Source organism: Paenibacillus lautus (assembly GCF_050482385.1).
Lineage (GTDB): Bacteria > Bacillota > Bacilli > Paenibacillales > Paenibacillaceae > Paenibacillus_AQ > Paenibacillus_AQ lautus_B.
Window position 1 is genome coordinate 13927 of sequence record NZ_JBCNHV010000010.1, and the last position, 12462, is coordinate 26388.

General features: G+C 50.6%; 15 protein-coding genes and 1 other annotated feature. Of the genes, 8 read left to right on the forward strand and 7 right to left on the reverse strand.

All coding sequences use genetic code 11. The annotated features are described in order from the left end of the window. Positions 1-47 precede the first annotated feature (47 nt). The gene (locus ABEW73_RS10970; RefSeq protein WP_430173526.1) at positions 48-233 is read right to left on the reverse strand and encodes a hypothetical protein; all 186 of its coding nucleotides are present in this window, start codon (positions 231-233) and stop codon (positions 48-50) included. Positions 234-327: 94 nt separating this feature from the next. Beyond that, on the reverse strand, positions 328-1140 hold the full coding sequence (locus ABEW73_RS10975; RefSeq protein WP_430173525.1) for a carbon-nitrogen family hydrolase: 813 nt from the start codon (positions 1138-1140) through the stop codon (positions 328-330). A gap of 252 nt (positions 1141-1392) precedes the next feature. On the opposite strand from ABEW73_RS10975, the gene ABEW73_RS10980 reads away from it, so the two are divergent. The 8 genes from ABEW73_RS10980 to ABEW73_RS11015 all read left to right on the forward strand — a co-directional run bounded on the left by ABEW73_RS10980 (position 1393) and on the right by ABEW73_RS11015 (position 9213). After that, complete coding sequence (locus ABEW73_RS10980; protein WP_430173524.1) at positions 1393-2586, forward strand: pyridoxal phosphate-dependent aminotransferase; 1194 nt, start codon at positions 1393-1395, stop codon at positions 2584-2586. A gap of 66 nt (positions 2587-2652) precedes the next feature. Continuing rightward, positions 2653-2868 (forward strand) — a binding site (T-box leader). Positions 2869-2954: 86 nt separating this feature from the next. Beyond that, the gene (gene proB, locus ABEW73_RS10985) at positions 2955-4058 is read left to right on the forward strand and encodes a glutamate 5-kinase (RefSeq protein WP_430173522.1); all 1104 of its coding nucleotides are present in this window, start codon (positions 2955-2957) and stop codon (positions 4056-4058) included. Between the two features lie 58 nt (positions 4059-4116). Next, on the forward strand, positions 4117-5364 hold the full coding sequence (locus tag ABEW73_RS10990; RefSeq protein WP_430173520.1) for a glutamate-5-semialdehyde dehydrogenase: 1248 nt from the start codon (positions 4117-4119) through the stop codon (positions 5362-5364). Between the two features lie 35 nt (positions 5365-5399). Continuing rightward, complete coding sequence (gene proC / locus ABEW73_RS10995) at positions 5400-6269, forward strand: pyrroline-5-carboxylate reductase (protein ID WP_430173518.1); 870 nt, start codon at positions 5400-5402, stop codon at positions 6267-6269. Beyond that, positions 6266-7480: a 2,3-diketo-5-methylthiopentyl-1-phosphate enolase gene (locus ABEW73_RS11000; protein ID WP_430173516.1), complete on the forward strand. Its 1215-nt coding sequence runs from the start codon at positions 6266-6268 to the stop codon at positions 7478-7480. Before proC ends, ABEW73_RS11000 begins: the two co-directional genes overlap by 4 nt. Continuing rightward, positions 7477-8157, forward strand: coding sequence for a 2-hydroxy-3-keto-5-methylthiopentenyl-1-phosphate phosphatase (locus ABEW73_RS11005; protein WP_430173514.1), 681 nt, complete (start codon positions 7477-7479; stop codon positions 8155-8157). The genes ABEW73_RS11000 and ABEW73_RS11005 overlap by 4 nt, the downstream gene beginning before the upstream one ends. Further along, complete coding sequence (locus ABEW73_RS11010; RefSeq protein WP_430173512.1) at positions 8158-8814, forward strand: methylthioribulose 1-phosphate dehydratase; 657 nt, start codon at positions 8158-8160, stop codon at positions 8812-8814. It begins immediately after the preceding gene. Between the two features lie 105 nt (positions 8815-8919). Further along, the gene (locus tag ABEW73_RS11015) at positions 8920-9213 is read left to right on the forward strand and encodes an SdpI family protein (RefSeq protein WP_098743061.1); all 294 of its coding nucleotides are present in this window, start codon (positions 8920-8922) and stop codon (positions 9211-9213) included. Positions 9214-9252: 39 nt separating this feature from the next. On the opposite strand, the gene ABEW73_RS11020 is transcribed toward ABEW73_RS11015, so the two are convergent. The 5 genes from ABEW73_RS11020 to ABEW73_RS11040 form a co-directional block, all read right to left on the reverse strand. Continuing rightward, entirely contained in the window at positions 9253-9393 is a 141-nt protein-coding gene (locus ABEW73_RS11020) for a hypothetical protein (RefSeq protein WP_430173510.1), read from the reverse strand. 108 nt (positions 9394-9501) lie between these two features. Next, the gene (locus tag ABEW73_RS11025) at positions 9502-10203 is read right to left on the reverse strand and encodes a hypothetical protein (RefSeq protein ID WP_430173509.1); all 702 of its coding nucleotides are present in this window, start codon (positions 10201-10203) and stop codon (positions 9502-9504) included. Further along, entirely contained in the window at positions 10184-11296 is a 1113-nt protein-coding gene (locus ABEW73_RS11030; protein ID WP_430173508.1) for a hypothetical protein, read from the reverse strand. The genes ABEW73_RS11025 and ABEW73_RS11030 overlap by 20 nt, the downstream gene beginning before the upstream one ends. Before the next feature lie 23 nt (positions 11297-11319). Further along, positions 11320-11778 carry a hypothetical protein gene (locus tag ABEW73_RS11035; protein ID WP_430173506.1) on the reverse strand — a complete coding sequence of 153 codons (459 nt, stop codon included), beginning with the start codon at positions 11776-11778 and terminating at the stop codon, positions 11320-11322. Further along, complete coding sequence (locus ABEW73_RS11040; RefSeq protein ID WP_430173504.1) at positions 11775-12392, reverse strand: RNA polymerase sigma factor; 618 nt, start codon at positions 12390-12392, stop codon at positions 11775-11777. Before ABEW73_RS11040 ends, ABEW73_RS11035 begins: the two co-directional genes overlap by 4 nt. Between the last annotated feature and the right edge of the window lie 70 nt (positions 12393-12462).

Here is a 12462-nt window from a genome sequence, read left to right on the forward strand (position 1 = left end):
TTTCTCCTGAAAGTAAAACGGTTCCCCATTTCATCATAGACGGAGGTTTATTTGCGCAAATTATGCTTGTCAATCAATCGGTTCTGTTCATCCGCAGTACGGGACTGATCCTGAATCGATTCGTTCTTCCCGTTGCCGCCTCCGGCAACATCCTCAACAAAGCTGCGGAACTGTTGTTTCTGTTCCTCTTCCTGCTCATGGTTTTGGCTGTCGAATTGGTTGTTATCTGCCATCATTCAAAGCCTCCTCTCAGACGGATTACCCATAGTATACCCGCCTCTGCCCAGATGAAACTTCATTTTTTAGAGGAGTTTAACCATAAACACTTTATGGGAAATACAAATTCGGACGACGGTCTTCAAAAACCGGAATACGTCCTCTGACTTCATCCGTAAGACGGCAATCCAGCGTACCGGTCAGGATCATTTCCTGCTCATCCCCTTCGGCAATGACCTCACCCCACGGATCGATGATCATGGAGTGACCGAAAAAGTCCGTTTCTCCGCTGGTTCCTACTCGATTACACGCAACGACGTACATTTGGTTCTCGATCGCCCTGGCCATGAGCAGCGTTCTCCAATGATGCAGCCGCGGATGCGGCCATTCCGCAGGCACAAACAGCACTTGAGCGCCGCTGAGTGCAAGGGTGCGGGACAGTTCTGGGAACCGTATATCGTAACAGATGGACGCGCCCGCTTTCAATTGTTCCAGCTCAAAGGTTACGGTATGCTGTCCGGCTTGCAGATGCTTCTCTTCATCCATCAGGCGGAACAAGTGAATTTTAGAGTATTTGGCGATCTGCTCCCCGCTTCGGTTAAACACATACATGGTGTTATAAATCCGATCTTCGATTCGTTCGGCTACAGATCCGCCAACGACTTGGATGCGGTGTTTTCGCGCAAATTCACTCAGCATCCGAGAGGTTTCCTGTCCCATGGGATCGGCAAGCTCTTGAATCCGGTCCAGCGCATACCCCGTATTCCACATTTCCGGCAGTACCATGACGTCCGGCTTCATATCAGCCGCTGCGGCCTGCTCCATCATGCCGAGCATTTTATTCATATTGGCATTCACGTTTCCTATTTCAATATCGGCTTGGATAAGTGCGATATTCAATTGAGCCTTTGCTTCTCCAGTCATCTTGCAGCCTCCTGTTATTGGGTTGAATCCAGCATCGGCGCCGCTAAAATCATGATATCAACAAACGGGCTCATTTACAGGGTTCAACCATTCTCTTTATGTCATCATCATAGCCTCCTCCGCCCTGCTGCTGCAACACCCAAGCTCCATTTCCCTCTATACACCCCTGATAAATCGTGTTAAATTAATCCTAATTGTTTTCCATATCAGCTGCATTTGAGTGTAATTAGATAACGGAGTGATGAAACTGCAATGAACAAAAAATTAAACGAATTCCAAATAGAACCGGCCGAGATCATGTCCCAGCTGCCCACGCAATTTTTCGCGACCTTGGTCTCCAAGGTAAACCGCCAAGTGGCGCAGGGACATGATGTAATCAATCTGGGACAGGGAAATCCCGATCAGCCCACACCGTCTCATATCATATCCAGCTTGAAGGAAGCGGCCGACAACCCGCAGTTTCACAAATATTCGCCTTTTACCGGCTTTTCCTTCCTTAAAGAAGCCATTGCGCATCGATATAAGGAAGACTACAACGTTGATCTCGATCCGGAGACAGAGGTAGCGATTCTGTTTGGAGGAAAAACAGGGCTCGTACAGCTGCCGCAAGTGCTTCTGAACCCGGGCGATGTATGTCTTGTCCCAGACCCCGGTTATCCGGATTACTGGTCAGGTGTTGCATTGGCCCGTGCCCAAATGAAATTCATGCCGTTAACCGCTGCTAACCGGTTTCTTCCCGACTATGGTGCGATCACATCTGCAGACCGAGAAAAAGCGAAGCTGATGTTCTTGAATTACCCGAACAATCCGACATCCGCCGTCGCTCCCCTGTCCTTCTACGAGGATACGGTGGCATTTGCCGCTGAACACGGGATCGTGGTAGCCAGTGATTTTGCTTATGGAGCGATTGGGTTTGATGGCGATCGTCCAGTCAGCTTTTTGCAGGCAGAAGGCGCCAAAGAAGTTGGCGTAGAATTCTACACCCTCTCCAAAACCTATAATATGGCCGGATGGCGTGTTGGCTTTGCCCTAGGGAATAAAAAAATCATCTCGCTGATCAATATGCTGCAGGACCACATCTACGTCAGCCTGTTTGGCGGCATTCAGGCGGCAGCGGCCACAGCGCTCACTTCGCCGCAAGACTGCGTTGGGGAGCTGGTGGCACGCTACCAATCGAGAAGAGACGCTTTCTATGGTGCCCTGTCCGAAATCGGATGGGAAGCCCAGAAACCGGCAGGCTCCTTCTTTAGCTGGCTGCCCGTACCGAAGGGCTTTACCTCGGTATCCTTTGCCGACCTGCTGCTTGAGGAAGCCAAGGTGGCAGTTGCGCCTGGTGTCGGCTTTGGCGATCACGGCGAAGGATATGTCCGCGTCGGCCTGTTAAGCAGCGAAGAACGAATGCGGGAAGCCGCCTACCGAATTGGCAAGCTGAACCTGTTCGGTTAACCTAATTCCTTTTGAAAAAACAAAAACGATGTGCTATTCTTGCAATAACAATTGAATGCAGTTTTCAAAAACGCAATGACGGGACCAGTACGAAAGCATATGGCACGATGACCAGAGAGCAAATTCCATGGGCTGAAAGAATTTGCCGTGACCCCCTTTCCGAATCCTACCCCCGAGCGGCCTGGCTTGCCAGGACAGTGCCTTCTGTTACAGGGTTAAAGCCGGATGAGCTGCGCTCATCAACAAAGGTGGTACCGCGGAAGTTAAACTTTCGTCCTTTTTCATACAGGACGAAAGTTTTTTTATTTTCAGGAAATGGATTCGTTACAGCTATACCAACTAATCATAAATACAAGGAAGTGATCACGATGCTATCCCGCATCGTCGTAAAAATCGGAAGCAGTTCCCTGACGACAGATGAAGGCGGACTTAATCTTGATTCCGTCGCCTTCTTTGCCGGAGAGCTTGCCGCGCTCCGCAAGGCCGGTCACGAGGTGCTGCTCGTGACATCCGGCGCCGTCGCAGCAGGCTTTCGGGAGATCGGCTACGAGAGTAGACCCAAGCTACTGCACGAGAAGCAAGCATCCGCCGCATTGGGCCAAGCGCTGCTGATGCGTGCTTACCAGAATGCGCTGGCCTCCCATCAATTGAAGGCTGCGCAAATTCTGTTAACGAGAACGGACTTCGCGAATCGCAAACGCATGAATAATGCCAACATGACGATTACGGAGCTTCTGAAGCAAGGCGTTATTCCGATTATTAATGAGAACGATACCGTTTCAATTGACGAACTGAAATTTGGCGATAACGATACGTTATCCGCGCTGGTAGCGAACTTGGTCCGCGCCCAGCAATTAATCATCCTGACCGATACGGACGGTTTGTACACGGCAGATCCACGCAAGTCGCCGGATGCAACAAAATATGAGGAAATTGATGAAATTACCGATGAGATTTACAGCATGGCAGGAGGCGCCGGTTCCAGCGTAGGTACAGGCGGCATGCGATCAAAAATCGATGCTGCCAAAATCGCCACCCGCGGCGGTGTCCCCGTCTTCATCGGAAAAGCCAACGAGACCGGGGATTTGCTTAAGGCGTTTAAGCATGCAGGCAAAGGAACTTATTTTGCCACCCACCTCTCCTCCCTGCCGATGAAAAAGCAATGGCTCGGCTTTATGTCCTCGCCGTTAGGCCGGATCGTTGTTGATCCGGGCGCCGAGAAAGCGCTGATTCATGGAGGTCACAGCCTCCTTCCCGTTGGCATTAAACGGATCGAAGGCAGCTTCCATGCAGGGGACGTGGTAGAAGTCGTTAATATGAACAACGAAACGCTCGGCAGAGGGATCGTCAATTACGATGAGGACCAGCTGCAGGCCGTGCTCGGAATGCCAAGCAGTAAAGTGATCGGCATCATCGGGGAAATCCATCGACTTGAGGTCATTCACCGCGACGAATGGATCACGTTAAAATAACCGGATTGCCATAAACCAATTAGATATTTACTGATAACTAAAATAAGGAGGAATTATCATGAGTGAGGTACGCAACAAAGCCCAACTCGCCAAACAGGCAGCATTTCGTCTTGGCAGACTGAGCACGGAGGAGAAAAACCAGGCTTTGCTGATCATGGCAGACGCCCTGATCCAGCGGACAGCAGATATCATGGAAGCGAACGCGGAGGATCTTCGCCGTGGGAAAGAGCTCGGCACCTCTGCCTCCCTGCTGGACCGGCTGGCACTGAATGAAGCTCGAATCGAGGACATTGCCGAAGGATTGCGCCAAATCGTTAAGCTGCCGGACCCGATCGGCGACACCTTGGACACGATCGACCGCCCGAACGGTCTGAACATCGTCAAGAAGCGCGTTCCCCTTGGCGTTATTGGCATTATTTATGAAGCACGTCCCAACGTGACCGTTGATGCAGCCGGGCTATGCTTGAAGACGGGCAATGCGGTCGTGCTGCGCGGTGGTTCATCCGCCCTCTCCTCCAACCGCAAAATCATCGAGGTGCTTCACGAAGCTATGGAACGCACCACACTGCCTAAAGATGCGCTACAGCTTATCGAGGATCCGAACCGTTCCTCCGTAGATGAAATGCTGAAGCTCAACGGACTGCTGGATGTCATCATCCCGCGCGGTGGCAGCTCGCTGATCCAGAATGTTGTGATGAACGCCACGGTACCAGTCATCGAAACCGGAGCCGGGATATGCCATACCTATCTGGATGTTTCGGCAGCCCCGGACATGGCGGCCGCCATCAGTATCAATGCCAAGGTGCAGCGCCCTTCGGTCTGCAATTCCATGGAAACCCTGCTCGTCCATGCGGATTATGCCAAATCGCATTTGACTGCGCTGGCCGAAGCATTCCGTGAGCGTAATGTCGAGCTGCGCGGATGCCAGCGTACCCTGGATTACGTTCCGTGGGCTGCAAAAGCCACGTCTGATGATTACGCTACCGAGTATAACGACTATATTTTGAACCTTAAAATTGTGGATCACCTGGATGAGGCCATTGAGCATATTTCGATTTATGGCACCAAGCATTCGGAATGTATCGTTACGGAGAATAAGGATCATGCGTTGCGCTTCTTGCAGGAAGTAGACGCAGCCGCTGTCTATCATAACGCATCGACCCGCTTCACCGATGGCTTTGAATTTGGCTTCGGCGCCGAAATCGGGATCAGCACCCAGAAGCTGCATGCCCGGGGACCTATGGGGTTACCCGCGCTTACTTCCTCCAAATATGTTATTATCGGTAGTGGTCAAATACGCGAATAAATCATTCATCTATAGCCATGAAGGAGGAAATAACGATGTGCCAATCCCCGCAGAACCGACCTTTAATAGATAAAGCCATTACCTTCTACGGCGCCGGCTCGATGGCCGAAGCGATCGTACGAGGATTAGTAAGCCGTTCTGTCGTGCTTCCGGAGAATATTACGATGCTCAATCGAAGCAATGTTCAGCGCCTTCAGGAACTCAGTGAGCGGTACGGTGTCCAGATCAACAATGACGATGCCGCCAAAATCGAAATTTTGAAAACTTCGCCGGTGATCGTGCTTGCCATGAAACCGAAAGATGCTGCTAAAGTGTTGAAAGAACTGGGGCCGGAGCTGTCAAACGATCAATTGATCATCTCCGTGATTGCCGGGCTATCGATTTATACGACACAGACGCTGCTTGGAACCCAGCAGCCCATAGCACGCACGATGCCGAATACATCCGCCTCCATCGGGCTGGGTTCCACAGGAATCGCGTTCTCGAAGGAAATCAGCGAAGAACAGCGCCAGCTGGTCATGACCTTGTTCGAAGCTGTGGGTAATGTAACGGTCATTGAAGAAGACAAGATGGATATTCTGACCGGCATATCCGGCAGTGGTCCGGCTTACTTCTATTACATGATGGAGGCCATGACTGCCGCAGGGATCCGTGGCGGCCTGACGCCGGAGCAAAGCCGCGAGCTGACGCTCCAAACCATTCTGGGCGCGGCCCGGATGGTGCAGCAGACCGGGGAACAGCCTTCTTCGCTTCGGGCGAAAATCACATCGCCGAACGGATCGACGCAAGCGGCCCTCGAAACGCTCGACAAAGGCGATTTCTTCGAAACCGTCATTGCCGCCGTGAATCGCTGCGCTGAGCGCTCCAAAGAAATGGGCGCCATGCTGAAGGAGCAGATCTCATGAGCCGCTGTATCGCAACGTACCGAATCTATGACGACCAGGCGGATTTTCGTAAGAAAGCGACTTCCATCGCCGTTGGCATGACGGTTGGCAGCTGGACTGAACTGCCGCAAGCCAAGCGTGAAGCGATGCAAAAGCATCTTGGCGAAGTCGTTGACATTCAGGTTCACGAGGGCTGGGAGCCAGGCAGTCGTTATGCGGATGTCAGCATTGCTTATCCGGACATTAATTTCAGCCGGGATATTCCTGCCCTACTGGTGACGGTATTCGGCAAAATCTCCATGGACGGACGCATTAAGCTGACATCCCTGGATTTGTCTCCCGACTTCCTGAGTGCGTTTCCCGGACCGAAGTATGGCATCGACGGAGTTCGCGATCTTCTCGGCGTCCATGACCGTCCGCTGCTCATGAGTATTTTCAAATCGGTGATCGGACTGAATGCGGACGAGCTTAGAGCCCAATTTATCCGTCAGGCGCTTGGAGGCGTGGATCTCATCAAAGATGATGAAATCCTGTTCGAGAACGACCTCACCCCGATTGAAAAACGGGTAAGCATGTGCATCCAGGCTGCTGCCGACATTGAGCAACAAACAGGCAAAAAGCTGCTCTATGCAGCCAATCTAACCGGCCGGACGTCGCAGCTGCGTGAGCAAGCACTGCGCGCGATTGATGCCGGCGCTAACGCCCTGCTATTTAATGTGCTGTCCTATGGGTATGACGTTTTGCACGAGCTAAGCAGCGATCCGGATATCACCGTGCCTATCGCGGCTCATCCTGCGCTTGCCGGCGCCATTTATCCTTCTCCATACTATGGAATAACGGCTCCGGTGCTGCTCGGCCAGCTGATGCGGATCGCCGGGGCGGATCTGGTGCTCTTCCCTTCTCCTTATGGATCTGTAACGATGCCGAGGGAAGAGAATCTGGCCATACGGGATGAGCTGCATAGCGCTAAACTTGGCGTGAAACGAAGCATGCCGGTACCATCAGCAGGAATTCATCCGGGACTCGTTCCGCGTATCATCCGGGACTTCGGCACCGATGTGGTCGTTAACGCAGGCGGCGGAATCCACGGGCATCCAATGGGAACCGAAGCGGGCGGGAAAGCCTTTGTGCAAGCGATTGAGGCAACGATGAAATCTGTGCCGCTCGCTCACTTTGCCGAAGAACACGAAGAGTTGAAAGCCGCACTGGACATCTGGGGAGGAGAAGTATGACATCTGGAGAGAAACAGCCGATCATTTTTTGCGATTTCGATGGAACCATCACGAACAACGACAATATTGTAGCCATCATGAAGCACTACAAGCCGGAAGGTTATGAGCCTATTATGCAGGACACGCTTGATCGTACCCTTTCGATACGGGAGGGCGTGGGCCGCATGTTTGCCCTCTTCCCTTCCTCGATGCGAGAAGAGATTACCAATTTTGTTCTAAACCACGCAGGAATCCGTGAAGGGTTCGGTGCATTCCTTGACTATTTGAAATCAGAACAGATTGAGTTTTATGTCACTAGCGGCGGCATCGATTTCTTTGTCGATCCCCTGTTGAAGCCCTTTGGCATTCCTGCAGACCATATCTTCTGCAACGGTTCGAATTTCGAAGGAGATCACATCGAGATAACTTGGCCTCATCCTTGCAAGAAATCCTGCCAGAACGACTGCGGCATGTGCAAGGTTACGGTGATGGACCGTTTTCCGACCGATCGTTATTACCGGATTCTGATCGGGGATAGCCTTACCGATTTCGAAGGCGCTAAACAGGCGGATCTGGTCTATTCCCGTTCCTCGCTCACCGAGCAGTGCAAGAAGCTTGGCGTTCATCATGTACCCTTCGAGACATTTACCGATATTCAGAACGACATGAAAGACAAGTTTAAACAGGAGGTGCTGTAAGTGGCATTTTCAGATATCCAGCTTGAACAGAAACAGGCTGCCCTGCAGGATCTTAGAGGAATTAAGGAACTGTTTGCTTCTAGAAACTGGTTCCCGGGTACCAGCGGCAATCTATCTGTCCGTGTTGGCGAGTTCAACCCAGAACAGTTTTATTTTGCGGTGACAGCCAGTGGAAAAGACAAGTCGGTACATACGCCCGAAGATTATCTTTTTGTAGATCAAAACGGCGTACCGTGTGAAGCCACCGGCTTAAAGCCTAGTGCGGAAACTTTGATTCACTGCGAAATTTATCGCAAAACCGGCTGCGGCGCCATATTCCATGTGCACACCATCGATAACAATCTGATCAGCGACTGGTATGGTGAACAAGGTTATGTCCCTGCCCAAGGAATCGAGCTGATCAAGGCCTTTAACATTTGGGATGAGGACGCGGCGATACGCATTCCGATCCTGCCGAACTATGCAGACATTCCGCGGATTGCGGAACTCGTTCCGGATGCGCTTGATCCGGCGGTACCCGGCATTTTGCTGCGCAACCACGGCATCTATGCCTGGGGCAAAAATGCATTTGAAGCCAAGAAACATCTGGAGGCGTTTGAGTTCATATTCGAATACTCCTACCGTCGTCTGCTCCTGAATGCAGCCGGATCCAAGTAAGGTATATTCATATTTGCAGATATGGGGCTTGAACAGCCGGATGCTCCCTTATCCAACGTTCTCGGGGTGCATCCGGCGTTATATTTCCGTTAGGAGTGTATAGGGATGCTCGAAAGTTTAGCCATTGGCATCGTATTTATTTTGTATGGTTTGGTCCTCTTTTTGCTTCCGCCTAAAAGTTCCAAGAGCATTTACGCTTATAAAACTACGTCGTCTCTCAAAAATGAACGAAACTTTAAAGTTGCCAATGCCTATGTCAGTCTGCTGCTGATGATCTTTGGGGTCATCCTGCTGCTGATCGCCAGGCTCACCGGCCATTTCATGACAACCGGTATTGCGACCGTGATCGTTTTTATCCTGATTTACATACTCGTTGAACGAAAACTAAAAAACCTGTAAAACGATTCGGATCGTTTACAGGTTTTTTCTTTATATGGATTATAGCCGCTTCTGCTCATGCTCCGTTAAAGAGATCGAAGGCGCAGGTACCTGATCCGGTGATGAGTAGACATTGAAGATAAACAAACAAGTCACAACAAACAGTGCAATATACAACAGATAATACAGATTCTTGGCCACGATATCTCCCTCCATATCTCGTTTTCATATCAGTTCATTGATTAGATCGCGATCCTCTTGATCCTATGGATGTTATTAACACCACATATGTACAGCAGGCAACCTCGCCTAACTGCTGCGCTCTCTAATGATTACTTTGACTGCAGAAGGCACGGACAGCGTCACATCAAGTTGTGAGAAGGATCCCCGAAAAGTATAGCGCGGGGGATCATGCAGCTGGACATATAGAATGTTTCCCGACTGTTTAATCTGGATCATCGACGGCAGCTCGGTCGTACTCCACATTTTGATATCTTCCGTCCGCAGGCTGCCAAAGATCAGCATCTCATTCGAACTCGAAGCATCCTGTCGGATATTGTGGTTGTAACTGCCCTGAACTATGACTTTTTTAACCCCGTCCGGGATTGTTATCTTTTGATCCGGTAACGGAATCGTTTGCTGCACGGACATCGTCTCACGGCGAATCTGATCCAGTAAACCCGTCGCACTCAGCGCTCCCATGCCGATACAGCAGAAGGCCAGAAAACCGATGAGAAGAATGCTGAATATATCATACTTGACCCAACCGCGTCTCCGAAAAATCAGCGAGTAGCTGACGATCTCGGCACCTAACAGAACAAATACGATCGGCCACCATCTTGCGGCGGAGCTGTACACCTCTACGCCTTTCCAGGCGGAGGACAAGACAAGCAAGCCAAGCACGAGCAAGGATAGTCCCATGGATATTGTACCCACTCTCCATTGCCGAGCAGAATTCAGTGGAGGGTTTCCCAGATCATGAATGGACATATCATTCGTTGTCGGTATCATAATATGAACCTCCTCTCAATGCATCCTTTTTCGAGCCAGTCATCAGCTTGATTCCACCTCCGATGAGAAGTACGGCGATAATCCCGGTCTTCAAATAGGAACGAATACGGTAATCCAGCTGCAAATGAGGGAAATGTGTATCGATATAAGGCATCACCACGCTGGTAAATACGAAATAGACACCGAGTACGAGCAGTCCAAGCCCGAGCCAGCGCTGCTGATTCCCAAGTCCCGAGATGATCGGTCGATCGCGCAGCGGCTCCCTGCCGTAACGGCTTACTTGCTGCAGACCGTCAAAGAATGCATAAAACCAGATCAGCGGAATCAAGAACAGGAACAGCGACAGCTTGAGTACATCCAGCACATAGATGCTGCCAAGAAATAGGACCATGAGCTGCAGTCCGCGTTTTTGCAATCCCAAATACATTTGACCCGCTCCGGGAAACGCCGATAACAAGGTGGCAAACACTTTACTCCGGCGTCCGCTCTCCCGGCCGCTCTCGAGCTCATCAAACAGCGTGCGATCGACAAGGAATTCTCCAGCTTGCTTGCGGTGAACCAGTTGAACCACATCAAACATGCAATAGAGCCAAATGATGGGCAGCATGCCCAGAAACAGCAGGAATACCGATTCATGAGTCAAGCCCGTCAAGAACAGCAGGATCGTTCCAAGTCCGAAGAAGGCGATCAGGAAAGACAACCCGCGTTGCATCAATCCCAGTTGAAAATGACCCAAACCGGGAATGAAGGACAGCAATATGGTATAAAAGCGTTCTGACTCATCACTCTTTTCCTGGCGAATCTCCATCGGACGTCCATATTCATCGTGGATAATCGTTACAGGCGAATATCGGATCAAAGCAATTAGCAGGTCGAGCATGCTGATCCCCCAGATCATTAAAGCACCGAGAAGCCCCAGCGCAAATACCGTGTCGGAAGCTGACATGATTCCAAGTAAAAACCCGCCGAACAGGCTTCCGAAGAACAAGAACGGATAAAGCAGGGCGCGTCCCTTTCTCCCCCAATAATAATGGCCGAGGCCCGGAAGGATATTTAATATAAAGGCAAACCCTTTACTTTTTTGCGGTTGCACAAGGCATCTTCCTTTCATTTTTCTTATCTGGATAATAGCTGGTCAAGCCAGCCGGTTGTTTTTTCCACCCATTGTTTACTGTAGGAAGGTGTTTCGGATAATGGGACATCATGGTTCATATCGCCGGGAAGAAGTCGGTCAAATGCCCCGGTGAAGAGGAACAGCATGGTAATGGAAGCGGCAATGGTGTAGTGAACGATCGCGCGTTCGTACCATCGCTTCGGACGTTCCTGAATCCGCAGCGGTGCTTTATGGGTGTAAGGCTTAATTTGTTCGTGTTCCACCACCTGCTGGGTAAATGCTTCCGCGTCTGAGAGGCTAGGGAGTTCGGAATCAAGCTCCGCCAGTACCTGCATATAGATCTCCAGCACGCTGTCATCCAATAACATGAGCTCTTCATAAGAAGACCGTTCTTCTGCCGAGCCTTCTCCTCTAACATATCGTTCCGTCAGCATCTTAAGCTCGTTACCCTTTACGTTCATTTCCATTCCTCCTCCTTCCACGATTTCCGAATCCATTGTCTGGCCCGGTATAATTTCGATTCCACCGTCTTGACCGTGACATCCAGCTCGGCTGCGATTTGTTCGTAGTTTTTCTCTTCCAAATAAAAAGCCGTTATAATGGCACGGTGATTGTCCGGCAATTGTTTGATTTTCTCTCGAAGTTCCTCTCTTCTCTCCTTATGTACAAGCAGAGAAACCACGTCTTCGTCCCGGGAAGGGAGTTTATCCAGCACTTCATCATGTTCGCCGTGCAACTGCTCCGGCGGTTTACGGGAAAGCTTCCTCTTCATATCAATCGCTTTATTTAGCGTGATGCGTGTAATCCAGGTTTTAAAGCCTTCAGATCGGTACTGGGGGAGAGCTTTGTATACTTGAATAAACACTTCCTGCGACGCATCTTCCGCTTCCTTGGCATCCCGCAGGACCGAGTATGCCGTATGGAACACGTGCTGGCTGTAATGGTTCACCAGTTCCCGAAAGGCTTCTTGATCCCCTTGCAGGATGCGCGTGATTAATGTTTCAGCATCAATAACTCTCCCCTCCTTCCCAAATACATAGACGTCAGCTTTGAAAGCTGCCCCTGCACTTTTCACAAAAAAAGTTTTGAATCATCTAAAACCAAGACCAGCCCAGCTGTCCCATAGTCTGCCCACACCGGCCAAA

Excerpts from the sequence above, each read along its gene's own strand:
- ABEW73_RS11035 (WP_430173506.1), bottom strand. The coding sequence starts at position 11,778 with ATGAACGTAAAGGGTAACGAGCTTAAGATGCTGACGGAACGATATGTT.
- ABEW73_RS10975 (WP_430173525.1), bottom strand. The coding sequence starts at position 1,140 with ATGACTGGAGAAGCAAAGGCTCAATTGAATATCGCACTTATCCAAGCC.
- ABEW73_RS10980 (WP_430173524.1), top strand. The coding sequence starts at position 1,393 with ATGAACAAAAAATTAAACGAATTCCAAATAGAACCGGCCGAGATCATG.
- proB (WP_430173522.1), top strand. The coding sequence starts at position 2,955 with ATGCTATCCCGCATCGTCGTAAAAATCGGAAGCAGTTCCCTGACGACA.
- ABEW73_RS11015 (WP_098743061.1), top strand. The coding sequence starts at position 8,920 with ATGCTCGAAAGTTTAGCCATTGGCATCGTATTTATTTTGTATGGTTTG.
- ABEW73_RS10990 (WP_430173520.1), top strand. The coding sequence starts at position 4,117 with ATGAGTGAGGTACGCAACAAAGCCCAACTCGCCAAACAGGCAGCATTT.
- proC (WP_430173518.1), top strand. The coding sequence starts at position 5,400 with ATGTGCCAATCCCCGCAGAACCGACCTTTAATAGATAAAGCCATTACC.
- ABEW73_RS11000 (WP_430173516.1), top strand. The coding sequence starts at position 6,266 with ATGAGCCGCTGTATCGCAACGTACCGAATCTATGACGACCAGGCGGAT.
- ABEW73_RS11005 (WP_430173514.1), top strand. The coding sequence starts at position 7,477 with ATGACATCTGGAGAGAAACAGCCGATCATTTTTTGCGATTTCGATGGA.
- ABEW73_RS11025 (WP_430173509.1), bottom strand. The coding sequence starts at position 10,203 with ATGATACCGACAACGAATGATATGTCCATTCATGATCTGGGAAACCCT.
- ABEW73_RS10970 (WP_430173526.1), bottom strand. The coding sequence starts at position 233 with ATGGCAGATAACAACCAATTCGACAGCCAAAACCATGAGCAGGAAGAG.